17 protein-coding genes are annotated in these 26,718 nt (G+C 32.8%); 6 read left to right on the top strand and 11 right to left on the bottom strand.

Annotation, left to right across the window (positions count from 1 at the left end):
* Positions 1 to 47: 47 nt before the first annotated feature.
* From ITB9_RS14765 to aceB, 4 genes are all read right to left on the bottom strand, one after another.
* Positions 48 to 458: a hypothetical protein gene (locus tag ITB9_RS14765; protein WP_054852844.1), complete on the bottom strand. Its 411-nt coding sequence runs from the start codon at positions 456 to 458 to the stop codon at positions 48 to 50.
* A 3-nt stretch (positions 459 to 461) separates the two neighbouring features.
* Positions 462 to 1,502: an OmpA family protein gene (locus ITB9_RS14760; protein WP_054852843.1), complete on the bottom strand. Its 1,041-nt coding sequence runs from the start codon at positions 1,500 to 1,502 to the stop codon at positions 462 to 464.
* 188 nt (positions 1,503 to 1,690) lie between these two features.
* On the bottom strand, positions 1,691 to 3,322 hold the full coding sequence (locus tag ITB9_RS14755; RefSeq protein ID WP_054852842.1) for an isocitrate lyase: 1,632 nt from the start codon (positions 3,320 to 3,322) through the stop codon (positions 1,691 to 1,693).
* 73 nt (positions 3,323 to 3,395) lie between these two features.
* Positions 3,396 to 4,994, bottom strand: coding sequence for a malate synthase A (gene aceB, locus ITB9_RS14750; protein WP_054852841.1), 1,599 nt, complete (start codon positions 4,992 to 4,994; stop codon positions 3,396 to 3,398).
* Positions 4,995 to 5,113: 119 nt separating this feature from the next.
* Between aceB and ITB9_RS14745 the strand changes: the two genes are divergently transcribed.
* Positions 5,114 to 6,589 (top strand): helix-turn-helix domain-containing protein, encoded by a 1,476-nt coding sequence (locus tag ITB9_RS14745; protein ID WP_054852840.1) that lies wholly within the window; start codon positions 5,114 to 5,116, stop codon positions 6,587 to 6,589.
* Positions 6,590 to 6,605: 16 nt separating this feature from the next.
* Here the strand turns inward: ITB9_RS14745 and ITB9_RS14740 are convergent, their stop codons facing one another.
* The 6 genes from ITB9_RS14740 to ITB9_RS14715 all read right to left on the bottom strand — a co-directional run bounded on the left by ITB9_RS14740 (position 6,606) and on the right by ITB9_RS14715 (position 13,004).
* The gene (locus ITB9_RS14740) at positions 6,606 to 7,022 is read right to left on the bottom strand and encodes a hypothetical protein (RefSeq protein ID WP_054852839.1); all 417 of its coding nucleotides are present in this window, start codon (positions 7,020 to 7,022) and stop codon (positions 6,606 to 6,608) included.
* Positions 7,023 to 7,116: 94 nt separating this feature from the next.
* A complete protein-coding gene (secA, locus tag ITB9_RS14735; RefSeq protein WP_054852838.1) occupies positions 7,117 to 10,473 on the bottom strand; it encodes a preprotein translocase subunit SecA in 3,357 nt (1,118 codons plus the stop codon).
* Between the two features lie 274 nt (positions 10,474 to 10,747).
* Positions 10,748 to 10,969, bottom strand: coding sequence for a DUF2795 domain-containing protein (locus tag ITB9_RS14730; RefSeq protein WP_006989959.1), 222 nt, complete (start codon positions 10,967 to 10,969; stop codon positions 10,748 to 10,750).
* Positions 10,970 to 11,132: 163 nt separating this feature from the next.
* Positions 11,133 to 11,705 (bottom strand): cob(I)yrinic acid a,c-diamide adenosyltransferase, encoded by a 573-nt coding sequence (locus ITB9_RS14725; RefSeq protein ID WP_054852837.1) that lies wholly within the window; start codon positions 11,703 to 11,705, stop codon positions 11,133 to 11,135.
* 125 nt (positions 11,706 to 11,830) lie between these two features.
* Positions 11,831 to 12,607 carry an O-methyltransferase gene (locus ITB9_RS14720; RefSeq protein ID WP_054852836.1) on the bottom strand — a complete coding sequence of 259 codons (777 nt, stop codon included), beginning with the start codon at positions 12,605 to 12,607 and terminating at the stop codon, positions 11,831 to 11,833.
* A gap of 49 nt (positions 12,608 to 12,656) precedes the next feature.
* Entirely contained in the window at positions 12,657 to 13,004 is a 348-nt protein-coding gene (locus ITB9_RS14715) for a helix-turn-helix transcriptional regulator (RefSeq protein ID WP_054852835.1), read from the bottom strand.
* 155 nt (positions 13,005 to 13,159) lie between these two features.
* Here ITB9_RS14715 and ITB9_RS14710 point away from each other — a divergent pair, with 155 nt between their 5' ends.
* The gene (locus ITB9_RS14710; RefSeq protein WP_054852834.1) at positions 13,160 to 13,534 is read left to right on the top strand and encodes a hypothetical protein; all 375 of its coding nucleotides are present in this window, start codon (positions 13,160 to 13,162) and stop codon (positions 13,532 to 13,534) included.
* A gap of 68 nt (positions 13,535 to 13,602) precedes the next feature.
* Here the strand turns inward: ITB9_RS14710 and ITB9_RS14705 are convergent, their stop codons facing one another.
* The gene (locus ITB9_RS14705; RefSeq protein ID WP_054852833.1) at positions 13,603 to 15,474 is read right to left on the bottom strand and encodes an ABC-F family ATP-binding cassette domain-containing protein; all 1,872 of its coding nucleotides are present in this window, start codon (positions 15,472 to 15,474) and stop codon (positions 13,603 to 13,605) included.
* A 306-nt stretch (positions 15,475 to 15,780) separates the two neighbouring features.
* On the opposite strand from ITB9_RS14705, the gene ITB9_RS14700 reads away from it, so the two are divergent.
* From ITB9_RS14700 to ITB9_RS14685, 4 genes are all read left to right on the top strand, one after another.
* Entirely contained in the window at positions 15,781 to 16,578 is a 798-nt protein-coding gene (locus ITB9_RS14700) for a polysaccharide biosynthesis/export family protein (protein WP_054852832.1), read from the top strand.
* A gap of 3 nt (positions 16,579 to 16,581) precedes the next feature.
* Positions 16,582 to 19,026 carry an exopolysaccharide transport family protein gene (locus tag ITB9_RS14695; protein WP_054852831.1) on the top strand — a complete coding sequence of 815 codons (2,445 nt, stop codon included), beginning with the start codon at positions 16,582 to 16,584 and terminating at the stop codon, positions 19,024 to 19,026.
* Positions 19,027 to 19,060: 34 nt separating this feature from the next.
* The gene (locus ITB9_RS14690; RefSeq protein WP_054852830.1) at positions 19,061 to 19,939 is read left to right on the top strand and encodes an ABC transporter permease; all 879 of its coding nucleotides are present in this window, start codon (positions 19,061 to 19,063) and stop codon (positions 19,937 to 19,939) included.
* A 723-nt stretch (positions 19,940 to 20,662) separates the two neighbouring features.
* On the top strand, positions 20,663 to 26,718 hold a 6,056-nt coding region (locus ITB9_RS14685), incomplete at its 3' end, for an Ig-like domain-containing protein (protein ID WP_148638483.1).

Genomic DNA, 26,718 nt, shown 5'->3' with positions numbered 1-26,718 from the left:
AGGATTGTGCTTTTTTTATTTAAAATTTACTTTTAGGTTTGTAATGGTTAATCTAAAATATGCAAATCTCTTTTAATTCTTTGTTCAGTAGGTCTTAATAATGCCATGTATACTATTAATAATATTCCAAATACGATAAATTTTGGAAATATTATTAGTATAATAAATGCAGCTCCTTCAAGTATGGCATAGCGTACAATGGTAGCACTTTGATAGGCAACTAGTTTTTGTTTTAAGCTTAAATTATTTTCAATTTTAGAAACCAATCTTTTAAATAGTAGGTTGCTAAGTAAAAATGCAACAATTGGTATGGCTAAATAAATCATGTTTTCATTATTAATTTCAGGCATTTTTAGTTGACTAAAGTCAGATAGGTTGCCTAAAAAAAAGTATGCCATTATTAAACCGAATACTAATGCTATATGGATGATTTTAAAAATTTTTAATTGTTCTTGCATGTTTTAAATTTTTCTTAATTCTACGCGTCTGTTTTTTGTGCGACCTTGTTCTGTAGTGTTATCTTCGATTGGTTTTGTTTGTCCAAAACCTTTACTTTTGAGTCTGTTGGCGTCTATTCCTTCATCAATAAGCGAAATTTGTACAGATTTTGCTCGGTTTTCGGATAATTTAAGATTTGATTTCTCATCACCAACATCATCTGTATGTCCTTCAATACTAATTTTTAAATCTTTATTGTCTTTCATCATTTTAGTGATTTCATCAATGATTTCAAAAGATTCAGTTTTAATTCTTGATTTCCCTGTGTCAAAATTAATGTGTAATGAAGCAAAACCTTTTGTTTCAATGTCATTTAAAATGTCTTTAGCAGTTACTTTTTCGATGGTTTGTTTAAAATTTTCTAATTCAACAACACCAATATTTCCTGTTGACGTATCTGAATATATTTGAAACCCAATTTTTTTATCAACAGTCTTAAGGACATACATTCTGACTTTATCGTTAACCACATCACCAACATAAAATTTATTCATGTGTGCATATTGTTCGTTTGGAGAGGTTCCCCAAGTTTTAATAAGTTCGTTTGGTATTTTTTTATCCGAAACTAGGACAGCTCCTATAGATTTAAGGTATTCTTCAATACTTTTATCAAATAAGTATTGGTTCCATTGTTTGCTATTTGGATCCATTTGAATACTCATTTTATCAACACGTCCTTCTAAATCAAAAAGTGTAGTTCCATCAAACATTTGCAGTTTATGAAATTCATAAGACTGAGTACCACTATTACTTTTGTTAATCTTCATTGTTTTAGGAGGTGCAATATAAGGGTAGTCTCCAATGTCTTCAGTTGAGGTTGTGATATTATCCCAAGAAAACTTCGTGTCATTAGTTGTTGTTGGTTTTTCTGTAGAAGGTGAATCTGTTATTTTAGTTGTCGAAGTATTAACTGTTTTATTATCGTTAGTTATTATTTTTGTATCTTCTTTACAGGATAAAAAAAGTAGTGAAAGTGCTAGACTAGTGAAGATGATTTTTTTCATTATTTTGGTTTGATTAAAGCGTATTTTTCTTTTTGCAAAATTTAAATCTAATTTAGTTTAAATATATGACATAATCAAGCTATCAAATAATTACTGTTTTATTGTGTTTTTATTCTAAACCAAAAACACACAAACCGCTAATAAAAGCTAAGTTTGTGTGTTGCATTAAAACTAAATTTAAATATTAATTATACGACATCAGCAGTTTGTTTTTGAGTGATGTTTTTTTTTGTTTTAACTTCAAATTGATTGGAAGTGTTTTTTGTTCCACCAGCTTTTAAAGCCTTATCACCTGCAAAAAATGTTTTGTGGTCATCGCCAAGATCAGAACCTGCCATTCTTTGGTGTTTAACGCAAGCTACACCTTTACGTATTTCTTGTCTTTGTACGTCTTTAACATAAGCAAGCATCCCTTGATCTCCAAAATATCCAGCGGTTAAATCATTCATGTGTAATGCGGTTGTGTGATATGTTGGTAAGGTAATTAAGTGATGAAATATTCCAGCGTCTCTTGCTCCATCCATTTGAAAGGTTTTAATTTTTTGGTCTGCTCTAAAACATAATTCAGTATTGTCGTACTCTGCATCCATTAGGTTGTTACGGTCGTAAGCAGTCATGTTTTCTCCTTCAGCAAGCATTTCTTCAAATACTTGATTGCGGAAGTTTAAAGTCCAGTTAAATGATGGTGAGTTATTGTAAACCAATTTAGCATTTGGAATGACCGCTTTTACTTGGTTTACCATGTTTGCAATTTGTTTTACATTAGGTGTAGGTGTTTCTATCCATAACAGATCTGCTCCGTTTTGTAAACTTGTAATACAGTCTAAAACGACACGTTCTATATTTGTGCCTTCTCTAAATTTATATAAACCATTAGCTAATCTAACAGGACGTACCAATTTACCAGCTCTTTTAATTAGGACGTCGTTTTCTTTAGCTTCTGTAATGGCTATTTCTTCTGCTTCAACAAAATCTAAATATTTTGAAGCTAAATCACCAGGCTCTTGGCTAACAGGAAGTTTTTGAGTTAAACCTGCACCTTCAGAATCTGTTCTAGCTACAATTACACCTTCATCGACACCTAGTTCTAAAAATGCATATCTTACAGCATTTAGTTTGGCTATAAAATCTTCATGAGGTACTGTTACTTTTCCGTCTTGATGACCACATTGTTTAGCGTCAGATACTTGGTTTTCTATTTGTATAGCACAAGCTCCAGCTTGAATCATTTTTTTTGCTAACAAGTAGGTTGCTTCTTCATTACCAAAACCAGCATCAATATCTGCAATAATAGGAACAACATGTGTTTCAAAATTATCAATTTGAGCCTGTACGTCTTCGCCATTTTCTAGTTTTCTAAATAAATCGTTTAACTCAATAGCATCTGCTTGACGTAAAAAATCATAGATCTCTGCTATTAAATTTGGTACTGCAGTTTTTTCATGCATAGACTGATCTGGTAAAGGTCCAAATTCAGATCTTAATGCAGCTACCATCCAACCAGATAAGTATAAGTACCTTTTATTAGTAGTATTGTGGTGTTTTTTTACAGCAATCATTTTTTGCTGTGCCACAAAACCATGCCAGCATCCTAAAGATTGTGTGTATTTTGAGTTATCTGCATCATGCTCATCCATATCTTTTCTCATAATTGCTGCGGTATATTTTGCAATTTCGATTCCAGATTTAAATTGATTTTGTGTATACATTCTTGCTGCACTTTCAGGATTTATAGCATTCCAAGTGGTGCCAAATTTTGCTTTAAGTTGCCTTACTGTATCTAAAGCTGAGCCATAATTTGTTTGTGATAAATTTTTCATAATTTTGTGATACGTTATTTATTATTAATAATTAGATCCTGTTGATTGTTGCCGCAATCGCAGGATTGTTTTTTTATATGTATTGGTAAGCAGGAAGCGTTAAAAATTCTTCAAATTTGTCTGCTAAAACTAATTTATCAAATAAGTCTATAGCTAATTTAAATTTGGTGTCTTTAATATTTTCCTCACCAATTTCGGTTAATATTTTTTCTACTTCATCATTAAAAAGGGTGACATAAAGTTTCATGTCAAACGCACGTCCATCTTCTAAGATAACTTCGTTTTTTAGCCATTGCCAAACTTGTGTTCTAGAGATTTCAGCAGTAGCTGCATCTTCCATCAAGTTGTATAGTGCGACTGCACCATGACCTCTTAACCAAGCTTCTGTATATAAAATTCCGACATTAATATTTTTTCTAATTCCAGCTTCAGTAACAGTACCTTTTGGAACTTCCACTAAATCTTTTTCTGTAATACTTATGTCGTCACGTGTCACGTGTAATTGGTTTGGTGTTGGCATGTGTTTGTTAAATTCGGTTAAGGCAACATCTACTAATGCAGGATGTGCAACCCAAGTCCCATCATGTCCATTTTTAACTTCACGCTCTTTGTCTTTTCTTACTTTTTCAAGCGCTGCTAAATTTGCATATTCGTCATTTTTAATAGGTATTTGTGCAGCCATTCCACCAATAGCTAAAATGCCTCTTTTGTGACAACGTTGTATCACTAATTTTGAATACGCATCCATAAATGGTGTTGTCATAGTAACCTGATCACGATTAGGGACTACAAAGTTTGGGTGATTTCTGAATTTTTTGATGTAAGAAAAAATGTAATCCCAACGTCCACAGTTCAATCCAACAATATGTTCCTTTAATTCGTAAATAATTTCGTCAAGCTGAAAACTTGCAGTGATGGTTTCGACTAAAACAGTAGCTTTAAATGTACCTTCTTTTACTTTCAGGTATTCTTCTGCAAAAGTAAATACGTCATTCCACCATCTAGCCTCTAAGTAATGCTCCAATTTTGGTAAATAGAAGTAAGGTGCAGTATTATTTTTTAGTAATGTTTTTGTGTTATGAAACACGTATAAGCCAAAATCTATTAAACTACCAGAAGCTTCTTGTTTATCAAATGTAATGTGTCTTTCATTAAGATGTAACCCTCTTGGTCTAACTAATAATACAGCAGTTTCTGGCTTTAGTTGATAGGTTTTATTCTTTTTAGTATCTACTAATGTTATGGTTTTATTGTTAGCATCCATTAGGTTTTTTTGACCTTCGATGTTATTTTTCCAACTTGGAGCATTGCTGTCTTCAAGGTCTGCCATAAAGGTTTTTGCACCAGAATTTAATGCATTAATAACCATCTTTCTATTTACAGGACCTGTAATTTCTACACGCCTATCTTGTAAATCTTTTGGTATTGGATTTGCTGTCCATTCAGCTGTTCTAACGGATTCAGTTTCTTTTGGAAATTCAGGAAATTGACCTTTATCAAAAATTGCTTGTTGTTTGACACGCTCATCTAATAATTCTAATCTTCGATTGTTGAATTTTTCATGTAAAGCTGTTAAAAAAACTAAGGCTTCATCTGTTAAGATTTCTGGGTAGTAATTTGTAACGTCTCTAGAGAATGTAATTTTTGGTTGTTTTAAAAGAGTGTTTTCCATGGTGTTATGATTTTATATGACAATATTAAAACAAAGAATTGAATAAAACAAGCGAACGTTCGCTAAAAATGTTTTTTCGCCAAAATAGAATATTCGCAAAAAATGCTATATTTGTATTTATGGAAGAAGATTACATAAAACTAATATTTGGATTAAAGCTAAAGCAGATAAGGACTGATAAGAATTTATCCTTATTAGGATTGTCTAAACTTTCAGGTTTGTCAAAGTCCTATTTGAACGAAATAGAAAACGGAAAAAAATATCCAAAACCTGATAAGATTGCTATACTTTCTGAAAAATTGGATGTACCCTATGACCAAATGGTGTCTCTTAAATTGGACAAAAATTTGGCTCCAATTGGTGATCTATTACAGTCAAAAATTTTAAAAGAAATTCCTTTAGAACTTTTTGGAATTAAAGAAAGTAACCTGATAGATATCGTTGCTAATGCACCAGCTAAAGTCAATGCATTTATTAGCACAATTATTGAAATTGCACAAAATTATAACTTTAGTAGAGAAAGTTTTTATTTAGCTTCTGTACGATCGTTTCAAGAAGCGAATAATAATTATTTTGAAAACTTAGAGCAAAGTGTCTTGAAATTTGCGGAAGCCTACCATATAGATTTAAATGAAACAATTACATCTAAAGATTTAGAGGAGGTTTTAGTTGAAGAATATGGTTATACCATTGAAGCCAATGAGCTTAGTAAATATGAAGCTTTAGGTAATTTAAGGTCTATGTTTGTGCCTAAAACCAAAACTTTGTTGTTAGCTAATGAAATTGATGAGCCTCAAAGAACCTTTATCTATGCAAAGGAATTAGCTTATAATTTTTTAAAAATAGAACAACGTTTATATACGTTTCCTTGGATAAAATTTGACAGCTTTGATCAGGTTTTAAACAATTTTTATGCATCTTATTTTGCGGGAGCTTTAATTATACCAAGCGCAAAAATTATTTCGCAACTAAACCATATTTTTGAAAAAGAAACTTTTGATGCTTCATTATTTTTAAAGGCTATTGATAGTTACAATGCATCACCAGAATCGTTTTATCAACGTTTGACTAATGTTATACCCAAAGCATTTAATATTCAGAATTTGTTTTTTTTGAGGTTTACGCATAAAGCTAATAGTAAAAACTTTTATTTAAAAAAAGAATTACATTTATCACACCAACAATCTCCTCATGCAAATGAAACTAATGAGCATTACTGTAGACGTTGGGTGTCTTTAAAAATGCTAAAGGATATTAGTAAAAGTAAATCAGACCATGTTTTTGATTATCAAATTTCTAATTATAAAGACGATGGTGTAAAATACTTGGTGTTGTCATCTGCAACTAAAGATCCTTTTAAAGAGAATCATTACCGAAATATTACAATAGGTTTGTTAATTAATAGACAATTACAACGTAAGGTTAATTTTTTGCAAGATGAAATTATAGAAACCAAAAATGTAGGTGTGACTTGTGAGCGTTGTGCTATTAAAGACTGTAAGGATAGGGAAGTGCCTGCGGTTTTTTTAGAGAAAAAAGCAAAAAATAAAAAAATGGAATCTATAGTAAGTGAATTAACCACTAAGTTTTCTTAAACCCTAGTCGTATAATTTATACTAATGAGCCATAAATAAATCTGGAGGCTAAGGATTTACCAAAGAAGAATGCCGAAATAGCTAAAATACCATCACTTAGAGAAAACCATAGTTCTTTAGGAAGCATAACAATTGTCGTAATTGTAGCAATAACCATTAATCCACCAACAATGTATGAAGGTATTATGCTTGTCTTAGAAATTATTCCTGCAATGGTCATACCTGTTATAATGCCAAGAAAATGAGCAATTACAACAAACACTTTGGCGCCTATTGGTATTAAATGCATATTAGCTTTAATAGATTCCATATTATTTGGATCAATAGTCTCTGGTAATGGGTATAAATTATGACCAAGTAGTGTTTCAAAAATGTAAACTGTAACAGCTGCTACAATAAATCCAACGATGGTTGCTAGTATATTTTTAAGCATGATATTAAGTTTGAGACGTTAGTTAGTAATTAAATTTACAAAAAAATCCTAAAGCTTTCACTTTAGGATTTTAATTATTTTACAGTATATATTTTTAGTCGTTAACTAAAACCCATTCTCCTTTGTTAATTAAAGGTTCCGCTTGTTTATATTTTACTGTTTTACTTTCTCCAGTAATAATATGCTTGATATTTACTTTGTCATTACGACCAATTTTAGGTTGATCTCTAACAATAGTTTCTACTACTTGTTGTTGAGGTTGTGTGTTACTTGCTGCTCTGTTTTGTGCAGCACGCTCATCTAAGTTTTGTATTTCTTCTTTTTGTGTTTGAAGATTGTCTTTTTTACGTACTTCTCTGGCTTCACTAATAGCGTTAGTTGTTTCGGTAGGTAATTCTCCTTTAAATAAGAAAGAAATAACGTCCTTATTAACTTGGTCAATCATAGCTTTAAATAACTCAAAAGCTTCAAATTTATAAATTAATAAAGGGTCTTTTTGTTCGTGTACAGCTAATTGTACAGATTGTTTAAGCTCGTCCATTTTGCGTAAATGCGTTTTCCAGGCATCATCAATAATAGCAAGAGATATGTTTTTTTCAAAATCGGTAACTAATTGTTTTCCTTTAGTTTGATAAGCTTTTTCTAAATCTGTTACAACTTGTATGTTTTTAACACCATCAGTAAAAGGAACTACAATGCGTTTGTATTGGTCACGTTGATTTTCGTATACGTTTTCAATAACAGGAAATGCTATGTCTGCATTACGCTCCATTTTTTCTTTATAATGATCAAAGCCAGCTTTGTAAATGGTTTGAGCAATAGCTAAAGGTGTCATTTTATTAAACTCTGCTTCTGTAATAGGAGAAGACATTGAGAAGAATCTGATTAATTCAAATTCAAAATTCTTAAAGTCATTAGCAGCTTTGTTAGATTCTGCAATACCTTCTGAAGTATCATAAATCATGTTTGCTAAATCCACACGAAGACGTTCTCCAAATAAGGCATTGTAACGACGTTTGTATACAACTTCACGTTGAGAGTTCATAACATCATCATACTCTAATAAACGCTTACGAACACCAAATTGGTTTTCTTCAACTTTTTTCTGAGCACGCTCAATAGATTTAGAAATCATAGAATGCTGAATGACTTCACCTTCCTGTAATCCCATTCTATCCATCATCTTAGCGATACGCTCTGATCCAAATAATCGCATTAAATTATCTTCAAGCGACACGTAAAATTGAGAGCTTCCTGGATCTCCTTGACGACCTGCACGACCACGTAACTGTCTGTCTACACGTCTAGAATCATGACGTTCTGTACCAATGATGGCTAAACCACCAGCAGCTTTAACTTCGTCACTTAATTTAATATCTGTACCACGTCCAGCCATATTGGTTGCTATGGTAACTTGACCTGCTTTACCAGCTTGGTCAACTATTTCTGCTTCTTTTTTGTGTTGTTTGGCGTTAAGTACGTTGTGAGGTACTTTTCTAATAGATAACATTTTACCTAAAAGTTCTGAAATTTCGACACTAGTCGTACCAATTAATACAGGACGTCCAGCTGCAGAAAGTTTAGTAACTTCTTCAATAACTGCATTATATTTTTCACGCTTAGTTTTGTAAACTAAATCTTGTCTATCATCTCTAGCAATTGGTCTGTTGGTAGGGATTTCTACTACATCTAATTCGTAAATTTCCCAGAATTCTCCAGCTTCTGTAACAGCAGTACCTGTCATACCAGATAGCTTTTTGTACATTCTGAAGTAATTTTGAAGCGTTACCGTTGCAAAGGTTTGGGTTGCGTCTTCAATTTTTACGTTTTCTTTGGCTTCAATTGCTTGGTGTAATCCATCGCTATAACGACGACCATCCATGATACGACCAGTTTGCTCGTCTACAATCATAACTTTATTATCCATGACCACATATTGTGTGTCTTTTTCAAATAAAGCATAAGCTTTAAGTAATTGATTTAATGTGTGAATACGCTCTGACTTGATTCCAAAATCACGAAATAAATCTTCTTTAAGATTAGCTTCTTCTTCCGACGATAAGTTTTGAGCTTCAATTTTTGCAATTTCAACACCAATTTCTGGCATTACAAAAAAGTCAGGATTATCTTTTCCAGATAAATAATCAACCCCTTTATCAGTTAATTCTATCTGATTATTTTTTTCTTCAATAACATAGTACAGTTCTGCATCAATCTTAGGCATTTCGCGATTGTTGTCCTGTATGTAATAGTTTTCGGTTTTTTGAAGAATTTGTTTTACACCTTCTTCACTTAAAAACTTAATTAGGGCTTTGTTTTTAGGAATACCTCTATAAACACGTAGTAGTTTAAAACCACCTTCTTTAGTGTCACCTTCGGCAATAAGTTTTTTAGCTTCTACTAAAACTTGAGTTAAATATTTACGTTGTGTATTAACTATATCGTCTACTTTTGGCTTAAGCTCAGTAAACTCATGTACGTCTCCTTTTGGTATTGGACCAGAAATAATTAACGGTGTACGTGCGTCATCTACTAATACAGAATCGACCTCATCCACAATTGCATAATGGTGTGGACGTTGCACTAAATCTCCTGGTGCATGTGCCATATTATCACGAAGGTAGTCAAAACCAAACTCGTTATTGGTACCATAAGTGATGTCTGCGTTGTATGCTTTGCGACGTGCATCACTATTAGGTTGGTGGTAATCTATACAGTCAATACTTAAACCATGGAAGTTAAATATTGGAGCCATCCATGCGCTATCACGTTTTGCTAAATAGTCGTTTACAGTTACTAAGTGTACACCTTTACCAGCTAACGCATTAAGGTAAACAGGCAATGTTGCTACTAAGGTTTTACCTTCACCAGTTTGCATCTCGGCAATTTTACCTTGGTGCATTGCTACACCACCAATAAGTTGTACATCATAATGTACCATGTCCCAAGTTATAGCTTTACCAGCAGCATCCCAAGAGTTAGACCAAGTTGCTTTGTCGCCTTCAAGGGTTACAAAATCTTTGTCTCCAGATAGGTTTCTGTCAAATTCATTTGCAGTTACCGTAATTGTTGGATTGTCCTTAAAACGTTTAGCAGTTTCTTTTACAACAGCAAAGGCTTCAGGTAATATGTTATTTAATGTTGCTTCTGTAGCAGTGTACGAGTCGTCTTTAATTTTATCAATTGCAAGGTAGATGTCCTCACGTTTATCGATGTCTTCAGTCGCTTCAGCTTCTGTTTTTAAAGCTTCAATTTTACTGTAAAATGGTTCTCTTGTTTCAGCTATTATAGCTTTAAACTCATCTGTTTTAGCTCTTAATTGATCATGAGATAAAGCGCTTAGGGCTTTTTCAAAAGATTTAATTTTATCTACTATTGGTGTGATGGCTTTGACGTCTTGTTTAGACTTGTCGCCAACAAACACTTTTAGTACGGAATTTAAAAAACTCATAGTTTTTGTGTTTTATTTAAGATGAAAGACTTTGGTTTTAAAGGCTTTCATGTTTAGTTTTTAATAGGTTAAGTTGCTTTGCTTAATAGGTTAGCAACTTTAGGTTTGTTAATACTTTGTCAATCGCATGATTACCTACGATTGATAATTTTTTTAAAGACACAAAAAAGTGTTTTTAAAACGGGCTTAAATATACGTTTTTAGCTGCGCTTAGCTAAATTTTAAAGCACAAAAAAAGTCTCTAATTGAGACTTTTTTGTACTATTTGATGTTATTAATATTCATCCTCATTCCAGAGGTAATCTTCGTCAGTTGGATAATCTGGCCAAATTTCTTCTATAGAATCGTATGAATCTCCTTCATCTTCAATAGATTGTAAATTTTCTACAACTTCTAAAGGTGCTCCTGTTCTAATTGCGTAGTCAATAAGCTCATCTTTAGTTGCTGGCCAAGGTGCATCACTTAAATAAGATGCTAGTTCTAATGTCCAATACATTTCTTATGCGGTTTTTATTTTTGCAAAAATAAATTTTTAGTTTAAATAGTCAAGAAAAAAGTGAATTATTTTTTCATTAAAAAAAAGAACGTCTTTTAAACTGAAACTACTTGATACTAAAGTATTTTGCAGTGTTATTAATCACAGTGCTTTATAAAACGGTTTACTTTTTTTCCGGAATCCACTTTACTTCGTCTGCTTGTAAGTCATGAGACAATTTTCGTGCCAATACAAAAAGATAGTCAGATAGACGGTTTAAATAGGTTAAAGCATTAGCTTCAAAAGGTTCTAAATCGTTAAGTGCTGATGCTAAGCGTTCTGCACGTCTACAAACCGTTCTGGCAATGTGACAGAATGACACAGTTTGGTGTCCACCTGGTAACACAAAATGTGTCATTGGTGGTAAAGCTTCATTCATACCATCCATTTCACGTTCTAGAATGGCAATGTCTTCATCTGATATTTTATTAATGTTTAATCGCTCTTTTCCGTTTTTTAAGATTGCTTTTTCTGGGTCTGTGGCTAAAATAGCTCCTACCGTAAACAGTTTATTTTGAATGACAATTAAAATGTCTTTGTATAATGTGTTGATGTTTTGATCTCTTATCAATCCAATATATGAATTAAGTTCATCAACCGTTCCGTAGCTATCAATCCTAATATGGTGTTTTGGTACGCGTGTGCCTCCAAACAAAGCAGTTGTACCTTTATCTCCTGTTTTAGTGTAAATTTTCATGTTTACGAAGTTAAAAGTTATTAGTTTAAAAGTGAAACTAATTTTTGTAAAATGTGACTGTTAAAATGAAATTTAAAAAAGATTGTAAGACGTTTAGAGGTAGAGTTATTTGTTACAGAATAAGTTTACAGTCTTATTGTAAAATGTTCTTTAGCTTGTTCTTGTCGGAAAAATACAAACCCAAAAGCATAAGTATCTATAGTAACAGTTACTTTAGGGTGTTTTTTGATAGTTTCCCAAGCTTCAGTCATGTCTTTTGACCAATAAATATCGTCAAAAATTAGTATTGAATCATTGTGGGTTTTTGGTAGTAATGCCTCAAAATAGTATAAGGTAGCTTGTTTGTTGTGGTTACCATCACAATAGATTAAATCGTAGGTGATTTGTGAGTCTAACTGCTGGATCACTGTTTTGAAATCACCTGTTTTTAAAGTAATATTATTTAAGTCGAAATGTTTAAATTGGTCTCTAGCTACTTCCGAAATATTTGGACAGCCCTCTATTGTGGTAATGTTTGCTTCAGGATTACCTAAAGCTAAAGCTTGAGTAGCAACACCTAAAGAGGTTCCTAATTCAAGAATGGTGTTGGGTTTAAAATAATTAGCAAGTCTGTATAGTAATTTAGCTTCTTTGTAACTTGAGCCAGCTACTTTAGTGATTTGTGATATGGTTCTGGAATTGCCTTTAAAAACTTGACTTCCTGCGCCTAAATCAGTAACCTTTATTATAGTCTTATTTTGTATGAGTTGTTTTTGGTAAGCTTTTATTGTTTTGTAAGCTTGTTGTTTTTTTGAATTATAAAAACATTTAGTTACTAAATTATATACAAAAGGCGAGTGGACACCATGTTGATTGGTTGATTTTAAAAGTATTTTAAAATACTGTTTAATTTGGTATAGCATATAATGCTTTATTTTTTGAAGATGTAGTAATTATTAAAAGTTGATTGTTTTAAGATTCTTTTAATTTATTAAATGCTTTGATTTGATTTTTTAAATCAGCATTTTCTTTTTTTAAATCTATAATTCTTTCTTTTTGTAATTCGATCATATAATCCAATTGATTAACATCTATTTCTGGTATTTCATTGGATACACCTCTAAATAGCCAATTTGCATCTAAATCTTCAAATTCATTCAATATTTTGTATATTTTATCTGTACCAAAAACTCTTCCGTTTTTAATATTGCTAATTTGACTACCAGAGAAACCTAACTTCCTGGCAGTGTCATTAATTCCTAAACCTTTGTTTTTTAAGTATTTGTAAAATCTAAGTCCTACTTCGTTAAATTCAGGCATTAAAATATTATGGTTTTAATAATAATTACGTTGTTCAATATAATGTATAATCAGACAAAATATTATATATTCGCACAAAAAAATGAATATTTAATCATTTTAACAAATATAATATTACAATAATTAATAAATAAATAATACAAAACCCCTAAATTATGTCTGATTTTTTAAATCAATTTGCGAGTGAATTGAAAGAGAATGTTTCTGGATATCTAGCAGTGACAGTAACTGAAATTAAAAGTGGAATTTCATACTATTCGGATTCAATATCTCCAGATTTTGATCCAGAACTTGCAGCAGCATTTAACCTTGAAGTTGTAAAAGCTAAACTGAAGGCTATTGAAGTTTTAAATTTAGATCAGAGTATTGATGATATATTAATAAATATAACTGGTCAAATTCATATTATTGATATTTCTGAAGATAATAAATACTTTATTTATTTAGCAGTTGATTCAACTAAATCTAATTTAGGTATGACTAAGTCGTTATTAAATAAGTACAAGAATAAACTGTCTGGTAAGCTATAAGTTTTCTTACTTTAAAATAAAAAAAGCACAATAATTTTATTGTGCTTTTTTTATGTTTGAATCTAACTCTAGTTTTGGTCTTCTAATTTTTCGGCAAGTTCCATCCAGCGCATTTCTTTTTCTTCAATGCTATCTAAAATGGCTTGTATTTTATTAGATAATTCATTGATTTGATCTTGTGTTAAATCGGGATTTAAAAACTTCTGTTCTATTTCTTTTTTATCAAACTCTAAGGATTTGATTTTGCTTTCTAGATTATTATATTCTTTTTGCTCGTTATAAGACAATGCAGTGTTGTTGTCTTTTTTCCAGTTTTTCTTTTCTTTTTTGTCTTCAGAATTTGATGTGTTCTCTGGAGGTTTACTGTCTTCGTAAGTACGATAATCTGTGTAGTTACCTGGAAAATCTTCGACAACACCTTCGCCTTTAAATACTAAAAGATGGTCTACAATTTTATCCATAAAATAACGGTCGTGTGACACCACAATTAGGCAACCAGGAAAGTCTAGTAAAAAGTCTTCTAATACATTTAGTGTAACAATATCAAGGTCGTTGGTAGGTTCATCAAGTATTAAAAAGTTAGGGTTTTGTATTAAAACGGTACATAAATATAAACGTTTACGCTCTCCACCACTTAGTTTTTCAACAAAATCGTATTGTTTTTTTCTGTCAAATAAAAAGCGCTCTAATAATTGTTGCGCGCTAATTTGACGTCCTTTTTTTAATGGAATATAATCACCAAACTCTCTAACAATATCAATTACTTTTTGACCTTCTTTAGGATTAATACCTGCTTGAGTATAGTATCCAAATTTTACGGTTTCACCAATAATTATTTTTCCACTATCAGGTTGTGTGGCTTGGGTAAGCATGTTAAGAAAGGTAGATTTTCCTGTACCGTTTTTACCAATAATACCAACACGTTCGCCACGTTGGAAATTGTAATTAAACTTGTCTAAAATGGTTTTATTTTTAAACGCTTTAGAAAGGTTAACCATTTCTACAATTTTGCTTCCTAAGCGTTCCATATTAAGTTCAAGCTCTACCACATGGTCATTTCTACGTTTATGGGCTTTGTGCTTTATTTCGGCAAAATCATCAATTCTAGATTTAGATTTTGTGGTACGTGCTTTAGGTTGGCGACGCATCCAAACCAATTCTTTTTTAAATAATTGTTTGGCTTTACCAGTTTCTACTTGCTCTCTGGCAACACGTTCTTCCTTTTTTTCAAGGTAATAAGAGTAGTTTCCTTTGTAGCTGTATAACTCGCCATGGTCAAGTTCTATAATTTCGTTACACACACGTTCTAGAAAAAAACGGTCGTGAGTCACCATAAATAAGGTGATGTTTTCTTTAGCAAAAAAAGCTTCAAGCCACTCGATCATTTCTAGGTCTAAGTGGTTGGTAGGCTCGTCTAAAATTAATAAATCAGGTTTGTTAATTAAAGCATTGGCTAGACTTAGACGCTTTTTTTGTCCACCAGATAAACTACTTATTTTTTGATCTAAATCGTCTAATTTAAGTCTGAATAATATTTGTTTGTATTGTGTTTCAAAGTCCCAAGCATTGTGTCTATCCATTTGCTCGAAAGCTTTTTGGTAGACGTCTTCATCTTCAGGATTAAGTAATGCTTTTTCGTAATTTTTAATAATATCTAACACAGGATTGTCTGCGTCAAAAATAGCTTCTTCAATAGTAAGCTTTGGATCTAGTACAGGTTCTTGTGGTAAAAAAGCGACTTTAATATCTTTTCTGTAAATAATATTACCTTGGTCAGGCACATCAAAACCAGCTAACATTTTTAGTATGGATGTTTTTCCAGTTCCGTTTTTAGCAACAAAAGCAATCTTTTGATCTTTATGAACGCTAAACGAAATGTTTTCGAATAAAGTTAATTCGCCATAAGATTTGGCAATGTTTTCTACAGTTAAATAATTCAAGACGTTAATTTTTTTACAAAGATGGTTATTTTAGATGAATAGAAGAAAAGAGAGTAGGGGAAAAGTGAATGCCAAGCTGTAAGTCGGTTTTTATATTTGAAAAGCAATAATATTATATTTGAAGAAGAGTACTAACGAATCTTATTTTTGTGACATTAAAACAGGTATTTAATTGAATAACAAAATCATGAAAATACAGACCTGTTATTGATGTATTTTACTTTTTGTAAAAGTCCAAAAACGTCGATATATGTTTTGTTTTTCAGGTTGAAAGGTTATATTTGTGACTTATCAAACGTCTTATTAATGAAGCAAATTATTATGTGTATTGTTGTTGTACTTGGTTTTTTAAGTACATCTTGTATTACTCAAAAGGACGTGGTTTACCTTCAGGATAAAGGAGCTGTTGTTAACGATTCTTTACAGATCCAAGCTTTAGCAACACCTTATAGAGTGCAAGTCAATGATTTGCTAAGTGTAAATGTTAAGGCAGAAAAAAAAGAAATTAACGATTTAGTACAAATATTTAATCCAACAACTAATATTGTTAATGATTCTGAACAGTCATTGTATTACAATGGTTTTACTGTGGATTTACATGGTAATATCGAGTTTCCTATTTTAGGAGAAGTTAATGTTTTAGGCTTTACAACTGATGAAGTCGAGCAAAAAGTAAAGGATGTTATACTTCAAAAATATTTAAAAGACACTGCAAAAATATTTGTAACTGTTAAGTTGTCTGGTTTAAAATACACTACTCTGGGTGAAATAAGTAACAAAGGAACTCAAGTGTTATATCAAGATCGTGTTAATATTTTAGAAGCTATTGCTAATGCTGGAGATATTTTAGATACAGGAGACCGTAAAGATGTACTTATTGTGAGGCAATACCCTAATGGTCAAAAAATACACCACATAGACTTGACTGATATTGCAGCAATGCAATCTGAATTTTATTACATCCAACCCAATGATTTAATTATGGTTAAACCATTAAAACGTAAATCTCTAGGAGCAGGACAAACCGCTACACAAACGTTAACTACAATTGCTAGTATCTTTTCGGTATTAGTAAGCACTTATTTTTTAGCACGTAATTTATAGATTATGGAAGATCATTTAAGTAACGGTAATTCTCAAATGTTTGACTTTAAGGCTTTTGTTTACAGAGCTATTAGTTACTGGAAATGGTTTGTGTTATTATTAATTGTGGGCTTGTATGTTGTTTATCAACAAAATATTAGACGCGAGTTTCCTTATACACTAGAAGCCTCTTTAACTGTACAAGATGATAAAAACCCTTTATTTACTTCTAATACAAGTTTGGTTTTTAACTATGGTGGTATATCAGGAAAAGTTCAAGAAGTGTTGCTTAATTTAAAGTCAAGAAAACATCATGAGAAAGTAGTCGATAGTTTAAACTTATATTTAACCTATTCTACACAAGGACGTTTTTATAAAACAGATATTTATGGTAGTCAGCCTTTTAAGTTTGTTGGTTTAGATAGTGCTTATCAGGTTATAGGTCAGCCAATAAAAATTAATTTTAGTGACGCTAATACTTTTACTTTATCTTATGATTTTGGAGAAGCAACCAAAGTTACTGCTCAAAATTATCTAGATAAAAGCATTAAGACAATTGCTTTAAAGACACCAACGTTTTCTAAGTCCTATACTTTAAATGAATATATAGATTTGCCTTTTTTTAAAGGTAGTATTGTGAAAATTAAATCTAAAGACATAGCTATAAATACAGACTATTTTATTCAGTATAACAACTTTAACAGTACTGTATCTTCTTTTGTAAATAATTATGCTGTCACCAATCAACAAGGTTCGCCATTGTTAGTGACTAGATTAACTAATAAAAATAAAGCTAAAATTGTTGATTATATTAATACGTCTGTTTTTATTTTAGAACGTGATCAATTGCAACGTAAAAATCAATATGCCATAAATACAGTTGCTTTTATTGACAAACAATTAGCAAGGGTTAAGGGTCAGTTAAACAGAAAAGCAGACTCGTTAAACGACTTTATGCGTAGTAATAAGATATTTGATTTAGAAAATGAAAGTACTTTGCTATCGGCTAAAATTGAAGGTTATAATGATCAAAAAGAAATACTGAATCAATCGTTACTGTCTTATGATTTATTAAAAAATTACTTATTAACAAGTCAGGACTTTACAAGTTTTCCTGCGCCAGCATTACAAGGGATTGACGATCCAAATATTTCGGCAAGTATTTCTAAGATTATAAGTTTGTCCATACAAAAATCTACTTTAGAATCTTCCGTAAGAGATAATGTTTCGGTATTTGGTGATTTAAATAATCAGATAGAATCATTAAAGAATGTGATGTTAGAAAACATTGCTTCGGTTAAAACCAACATTGGTTATCAAATTCAATCTATCAATTCAAAAATATATAGTTCAGAAAGTCAATATTCTACTTTACCAGAAAGTCAACAAAAATTAGAAGCTATTGAGCGCGAGTATTTACTTAGTCAAAGTACTTATAATTTGTATTTGGCTAAACGTGGTGAAGCCGATTTAATAAAAGCCTCTAATATTTCTGATATTATTTTAATTGAGCCAGCAAAAGATATAGGTCAAGGTCGTAATAAGGTTAACCTTAGCATACGCTATGTGTTTGCTGTTTTGGCAGCTTTAATACCAATTATAATACTTGCTTTTATTATTACATTTTTTGACAATAAAATACATGTTCCGAGTGATTTAGAAAAACTGGCTAATATTCCGTTATTGGGTGTTGTCGGTAAAAATGATACAGATAATAATTTGGCAGTATTTAATAAGCCTAAATCAGCAGTAGCAGAGGCATTTAGAGCTGTACGTTCTAGCCTTCAATTTATATATAAAAAGCATGAATTAGAAGGGACTAAAACCGTTATGGTGACGTCTTCAATTAGTGGAGAAGGTAAAACGTTTTGTTCTATTAATATAGCATCTGTTTTCGCTTTAAGCGGAAAGAAAACCGTGTTAGTAGGGTTAGATTTACGTAAACCGAAGATTTTTGGCGATTTTGATATTGATAATTCTATTGGTGCAGTTAATTATTTAATAGGTCAAAAGAATTTATCTGAAGTCGTGCAAAAGACTAAAGTTGAACATTTGGACGTCATAACCTCTGGACCTATTCCTCCTAATCCATCAGAATTATTGATAGGTGAACAAATGGATCGTTTTATAGAGGAGTTAAAAGCGAATTACGATTATATTGTTTTAGATACACCACCTCTTGGTTTAGTAGCCGATGCGTTTGAGTTAATTGAATATGCGGATGCGTCTTTATATGTTGTACGTCAGGATTATACTAAAAAAGAAATGCTAGGTTTAATTAATGATAAGCATAATAAAGGAGAGGTAAAAAACATCAGTTTTTTGTATAACTTTTATGATCAAAAAGGAAAGTATGGTTATGGTTATGGTTACGGTTATGGCTATGGTGCCTATGGTAATGGCTATCATGAAAATGAAGTAGAAAAGCTAACGGTATTAAATAAAATTAAAGGACTGTTTAAAAAGTAACCGTATAATTTTAAAAAAAAATAAATAACAAACATTGAATTCTGTTTCAGAAAATAACGACTGGTTATATACAATTTCACCTAAACGAAAATTAATAGATCTTAATTTTAAAGAAATTTGGCGTTATCGTGACTTGCTATTCTTGTTTGTTAAACGCGATATTATAACTCAGTATAAGCAAACCATATTAGGTCCATTATGGTATTTTATACAACCCTTGTTTACAGGAGTTATATTTACTTTAATATTTAATAATCTAGCAGCAATACCAACAGGAGATGGTATCCCTTCGTTTTTATTTAATTTAGCAGGTATCACGTCTTGGAACTATTTTAGCACCTGTTTGACAGGTACAAGTAATACGTTTTCAGCTAATCAAGGTATTTTTGGAAAGGTGTATTTTCCTAGGGTTATCACACCTTTATCTGTGGTGTTTTCAAATTTGTTAAAATTCGGAATTCAACTTTTAGTATTTACTATTTTTTACCTGTATTTTGTTTTCTTTACTGAAACAGCTTACAGCGCATTACCACAATTAGAAATACTATTACTTCCTGTTTTAATAACTTTTATGGGCTTGTTTGGTTTAGGATTTGGAATGATTATCTCGTCCATGACTACTAAATACAGAGATTTAACTTTCTTGGTTGGTTTTGGCGTCCAGTTATTAATGTATGCTTCGGCTGTGATGTATCCCTTGTCTTATTTTAAGGAAAAAGTACCTGAATATTCTTGGATTGTTGAGTATAACCCAATGACTACCATTATAGAGTTGTTTAGATATATGACCTTGGGTGTTGGTGAGTTTTCAATATCAAAATTTATTTATGCTGGAAGCGTCAGTATTATAGTGTTTTTGATTGGATTGGTCATTTTTAATAAAACGGAAAAGTCTTTTATTGACACGGTTTAGTTTGGTTATTAGTGAGGTAGTGAGAAGTGAAGCGTGAGTATTTAGAAGTGAATAGTGAAATAGATAAAAAGAAGAATGATTAGTTTTTTTGTTTTTTATTATTCTTTAAATATTATGTAATATTTTAATTAGGTGTTGGATTAGTTCTTCTTTAGTATATCTCCCTTTTGTTTTGAACAGGAGATATTTTTGTTTAACAGTTTTTTAATCTTTTGAAGCACTTTTGTTAGTTTTTTACTAAAGTGGTTAACTCTGGTGCATTACCATGAACTATCTATGGCTTTACTATGGAGTATCTATGGAGTATCCATGAAGTATCTATGGAGTAGCTATTTATTGTATTCTTGAATTACATAAAAATAATCTTCACTTAAAATTTTTATAGTTCCACAAAAGTATAAATTAAAATTAACGTTAATTTAATGCTAATCTATTTTGTGCATTAAACAAGGCGTGTATTTAAGCAGGTATTTCCTACATTTTAACGAATTTAATTGCCAAACATTCATCTTCTTACCCCTTTTTGTCCTTTTTTTTAAGATAATTGCGGAATTATAGGTTTTTGTGTGTAAAGGAAACCTAGACTAACCAAATGTACATGCTTATGGAAATTTTTACTTATACTAAGTTAAAAATCAATTACTCATTTTTTTATTTTATTTTTTTGTTTTTTTCTCATTTAGTGGCTTAGCTCAATGTGATATTACAGGTATATCAACGTCAATGATATCTACATGTAATAATAATGGAACAGTATCAGATCCTTCAGATGATACTTTTACTGCAGATATAACCGTTATATTTGATACACCACCAGCAACAGGGACATTAGATTTGACAGGTGATAGCGGAGTAATATCTGTACTTGTATCTGATTTAATCACTAGTACTTCACATACATTTAGTGGAGTATCAATGATTGCTGATGGAACTTCTATAGATATAACAGCAACCTTTTCAGACGATGTAACTTGTAGTTTTAATGAACCTGTAGCTGGATTGGCTCCAGCTTCATGTAGTCCAGATTGTGAAATAACAAATATAACTGTTAGTAATATATCTACTTGTTCTGATGCGGGAACTCCAGTAAATCCTGATGATGATACTTATACTGCAGATATTACAGTAACATATTCTAATCCGCCTTCTAGTGGAGATATAATCCTTACAGGAGATACAACAACAAGTATTTCTGTTGCTGCTGCATCAATAGGTGCAACATCCTATACTTTTCAAAATGTTACCATGCCTGCAGATGGAGGTCCTATAGATGCAACAGTAGCATTTTCAGGTGGCGCATCTACATGTACTTTATCTGTTTCTACAGGAACTGCTCCAGCTTCATGTAGTCCAGATTGTGAAATAACAAATATAACAGTCAGTGATATTTCTGTTTGTTCTAATAACGGAACACAAGGAGATCCAAGTGATGATACTTATACTGCAGATATTACTGTTACATATTCTAATCCACCTACAAGTGGTAATATAGTGCTTTCTGGCGATGGATCAAGAACTGAGACTATATCTATAGGTTCAACATCTCATACTTTTCAAGATGTTACCATGCCTGCAGATGGAGGTCCTATAGATACAACAGTAACATTTTCTGGAGGTACATCTACGTGTACTTTGTCTGTTTCTACAGGTAATGCTCCAGCTTCATGTAGTCCAGAATGTATAATTACTAACATCACAGCAGATAATATCTCTATCTGTAATGATGGAGGAACACAAGGATCAGGTCAAGGTGGAGATGATACATTTACAGCAGATATAACAGTGACGTATGATTTTGTTCCTGCTTCTGGTACATTGGATTTAACAGGAGATTTACTAACACCAACAGCAGTTGGAGTTGGAGGTTTGGATTCTCCGACAAGTCATACTTTTGTAGGAGTACAGTTTACTTCAGATGGTGGACCTGTAAATTTGTCTGCAGATTTTTCGGACGCTTTTACAAGTTGCATTTTTAATAATTCAAATGTTTTTACAGCACAATCGCAATGTAGTGAACCAGTAGGTAATGGTGGTTTAGCTTTAAATAAAAGTCATTGTGATTGGGGATATACTACTAACGATACTTATATTATAAGATATTCAGGTAGTCTAGTTAACAATGGTACAGATCCTGTATACAATGTTAGTATTATAGACGATTTAGGAGGTGCGTTTGGTAATGATGCTTTTATTGATGGTTTTATTTCAAGATCAGTTGGTCCTAACATAGATGGTTGGTCTCTTAATGCAGGTTTTAATGGTACTACAGATGAAGAATTGCTAAGTACAACAGTACTTAATGAGCTTGCACCAGGAGAAAGTATAACTTACGGGTTTTGTGTAGAGGTTACAGCAGATCCATCATTAGATGGTACAAGTATAACTAACACAATTGTAGCAACCGCAAATAATTCAGTAAACGGAGAAGCTTATACAATATCAGCTACAGATGTAGAAACTTTTGAAGAAAATTTATCTATATTAAGTGCTGGGTTAGAGGTGGACGATGCAACACCATCTGTAAATACGGATGGTACGGTAGATTTCTTTTATACTATAACATTAAGGAATTCAGGATCTGGAATAGCTTCAGATGTACAATATGTAGATTCTTTTGATCATTTGTTTTCAAATGGAATACCAATAAACACATTAACTGTAACTCAATTATCTGGAACTTTAAATCCAAACCCAGATTTTGATGGAGGCTCAGGTATAATAGGAACTTCAACAGATTTATTAGTTTCGGGTCAGACTATGGCTCCAAATGCAACAGCTAGTTTTAGAGTTGATTTAAATGTTGGTCCTACAGGAAATCAAACCACAAGAAATACTCAAGGTGTTTTTTCAGGAACAGACGCAAATGGCATAACAGTATCTGATACCTCTAGAAGAAATTTGACAGCTCTACATGATGAAGAGCAATGTTTTTGTGAGCAAACCCCTGTGAGAATTCAGTTTGTGCCAATTCCAATTGTTACAAAAACTATTATAAACAATGATCCAGCAGGAACATTAGGAAATAGAGATATTACATTTCAAATAGAAATAGAAAATGATCCAACATCTCCAGTCGATTTATTTAATCTTCAAGTAGTCGATGATATTGAAGCAATGTGTCCAGGTAATATTGTTAGTGTTGGAGCTCCGCAAATTACGACTTCAACAGCAACTGTAGATCCTGTATTAAATACATTTTACACAGGACAAGGTTTAAATAATATTTTTGAAAATAATACCGGTCAATTTGCTCCAGGTGAAAGACTAATATTAACAATTGATGTTGAAATAGCATTACCATGTACAGGAGATAATGTTGCAACTTTTACAGCAACAGATCCAAACGGTACAGTTTTAGCACCAGTAACTTCTTCTGTTAGTATAAATAATCCTCCAGAAGCTGATGATGATACAGATACGACTAATGTTGATACACCAATTACTATTGATCCTTTAAGTAATGATACAGATCCTGATTTAGATTCAATAATTATTTCAGAGGTTGATGGCATTGAAATAACAGAGGGTGGCGCACCAGTTGTTTTATCTGATGGAACAATTGTTCAATATATAAGTGGAGAGTTACTTATTACACCTCCTTCAGGAAGTAATGCTCCAATTTCTTTTCCTTATACAGTACAAGATCCATTAGGTAATGAGGATACAGCAAACATTTTTATTAATATAAATACGTGTTCAATAACAACTATTACATTATCAAATATATCTGCTTGTAATTCTGGAGGTACAACAGGGGATTCTACAGATGATACATTTACAGCTGATGTTACTATAAATTATACAAATCCTCCAGGAGAAAATCCAGTTGGATCAGGTCATTTAATATTATCAGGTGACGCTACAGCATCTGTTAGTGTAACAGCATTAGATTCTGCTACTTCGCATACTTTTACAAATGTAACTTTTAGTGCAGATGGAGGTCCAGTGGACTTAATCGCTGAATTTGATAATCCAAATGGTTGTTCTATTTCACAAACTGCTGGTACAGCTCCGGACTCTTGTAGTATTGCAGTAGCTGATATAGGCGTAACAAAAACTTTAAATGAAAGTGGACCTTTTCAACCAGGAGATACAGTATCATGGACAGTTGTTGTTAGTAATTTAGGAACAGATACTGCTACAAATGTAATCCTTTCAGATACACCTACTAATGTTACAATAACAAACATTTCAGGTGGTGGATGTACTACATTGCCATGTAATTTAGGCTCTGTTTCTGCAGGTTCACCTGCAAACGATGTTATTGTTATTGTAACAGCTACTATAGATGGTGCAGGAGCATTTTCTAATACAGCATCAGTTTCTGCAAGTGAAGTTGATAATAACCCAGCAAATGATATAGATGATGGATCCGATGGAAATAATGACGGTATTGCTATTGGAGAAGCAAATCTTGTTACAGTTAAAACGCTATTAAGCTCAGATACAACTCCATCAGAGGGAGCTGTTGTAACATATATAATTACAGTTAATAATAACGGACCAGATGATGCTACAAATGTAGTATTAGAAGATACAATTCCTGTTCAATTAACAGCAACTTCAAATAATGGATTAACAGGGGGTGATCAACCATCAACATATGTTGAACCTAATTGGACCATTCCTTTAATAGAAAGCGGTCAATTTGTAACGCTTATAATTGAAGGTACTGTAAATTTAGGAGAAGATGGAAATACAATAACTAATATCACTACAGCTGCTATTACAGCAGATCAAACTGATCCAACTACAGCAGGAGATGATTTAAATGAAAGTGTTACCGTAGACGGTTGTATTGATACTGATGGTGATGGTGATTGCGATAGCACAGATCCTGATCCAGCAGATCCATGTAATTTTACACCTGGTAGTATTGCAGATCCAACAAACTCTATTTGGGCATCAGCAGATTGTGATGGAGATGGTGATCCTAATGGTTCGGATCCAAATCCGAATAATCCATGTGAATTTACTGCAGGTACTACTGCTCCTTCAGATCCAATGATGCCAGGGACTCCTGCTCAAACAGCTTATGATATTTGGGCAGCAGAAGATTGTGATGGAGATGGCGTTACAAATGGACAAGAAGTTATAGATATGACTGATCCTTATGATGAATGCGAATATCTACCGGTTAATCAAGATTACACAACTACAACAGCTCAATTCCAAGATGAAGATTGTGATGGTGACGGAGTAACAAATGCAAACGAAATAGATCCTGATGGAAATGGTGTTGATGATGGTAATGGAACGGATCCATTTGATCCTTGTGATTATGAACCTTTATTGGTGACTGAAGCACAAACCGGAGCTTGGATTTTAGCCGATTGTGATGGCGATGGAGATCCTAATGGAAGTGATCCAGATCCAACAGACCCATGTGAGTTTAGTTCAGGAACTACGACACCTTCAGATCCAGCAATGCCTGGAACACCAGAACAAACAGCTTATGATTTTTGGGCTGCAGCCGATTGTGATGGTGATGGAACATTAAACGGTAACGATACTGAGCCATATAATCCATGTGTCGATGACGGAACAATCGGAGATGAAGATACAACCAACGCAATCTGGCAAGCAGCCGATTGTGATGGCGATGGCGAAACAAACGGAACAGAGAACAATAACGGTTCTGATCCTAATAATCCATGTAGTGTTAGTGGAGTGTCTACAATACCAGCAACTACCGATCCAAACTATTCAGTATGGGCATCAGCCGATTGTGATGGAGATGGAGAAACTAATGGCGAAGAAGTAGTAAATGGAACAGATCCTTTTGATCCATGTAGTGTAACAAACCCAACGACACCATTATCTACTGATCCAAATTATTCAGTATGGGCATCAGCGGATTGTGATGGAGACGGAACACCAAACGGAACAGATCCTTCACCATATGATCCATGTGTGGATGATGGAACAACAGGAGATGAAGATACAACGAATGCAATCTGGCAAGCAGCCGATTGTGATGGAGACGGAACATTAAACGGAACAGATCCTTCACCATATGATCCATGTGTAGATGATGGAACAACAGGAGATGAAGATACAGCGAATGCAATCTGGCAAGCAGCCGATTGTGATGGAGACGGAACAGCAAACGGAACAGATCCTTCACCATATGATCCATGTGTTGATGACGGAACAACTGGAGATGAAGATACAGCCAATGCAATCTGGCAAGCAGCTGATTGTGATGGTGATGGAGAAACAAATGGACAAGAGATTGCAAACGGAACCGATCCTTATGATCCTTGTAGTAATAGTTCTTCAACAGTACCAGATCCAAATGATGCTAACTATTCAGTATGGGCATCAGCCGATTGTGATGGAGATGGAGAAACTAATGGCGAAGAAGTAGTAAATGGAACAGATCCTTTTGATCCATGTAGTGTAACAAACCCAACGACACCATTATCTACTGATCCAAATTATTCAGTATGGGCATCAGCCGATTGTGATGGCGATGGAACAGCAAACGGAACAGATCCTTCACCATATGATCCATGTGTGGATGATGGAACAATAGGAGATGAAGATACAACGAATGCAATCTGGCAAGCAGCCGATTGTGATGGCGATGGAACAGCAAACGGAACAGATCCTTCACCATATGATCCATGTGTAGATGATGGAACAACAGGAGATGAAGATACAACGAATGCAATTTGGCAAGCAGCCGATTGTGATGGAGACGGAGTTCTTAATTCAGATGAAATATCAAACGGAACAGATCCAAACGACCCATGTGATTATAACGTGTCAGATGT

The organism is Olleya sp. ITB9, from assembly GCF_001315805.1.
Lineage (GTDB): Bacteria > Bacteroidota > Bacteroidia > Flavobacteriales > Flavobacteriaceae > Olleya > Olleya sediminilitoris.
This window is presented reverse-complemented; position numbering and strand designations above follow the sequence as displayed.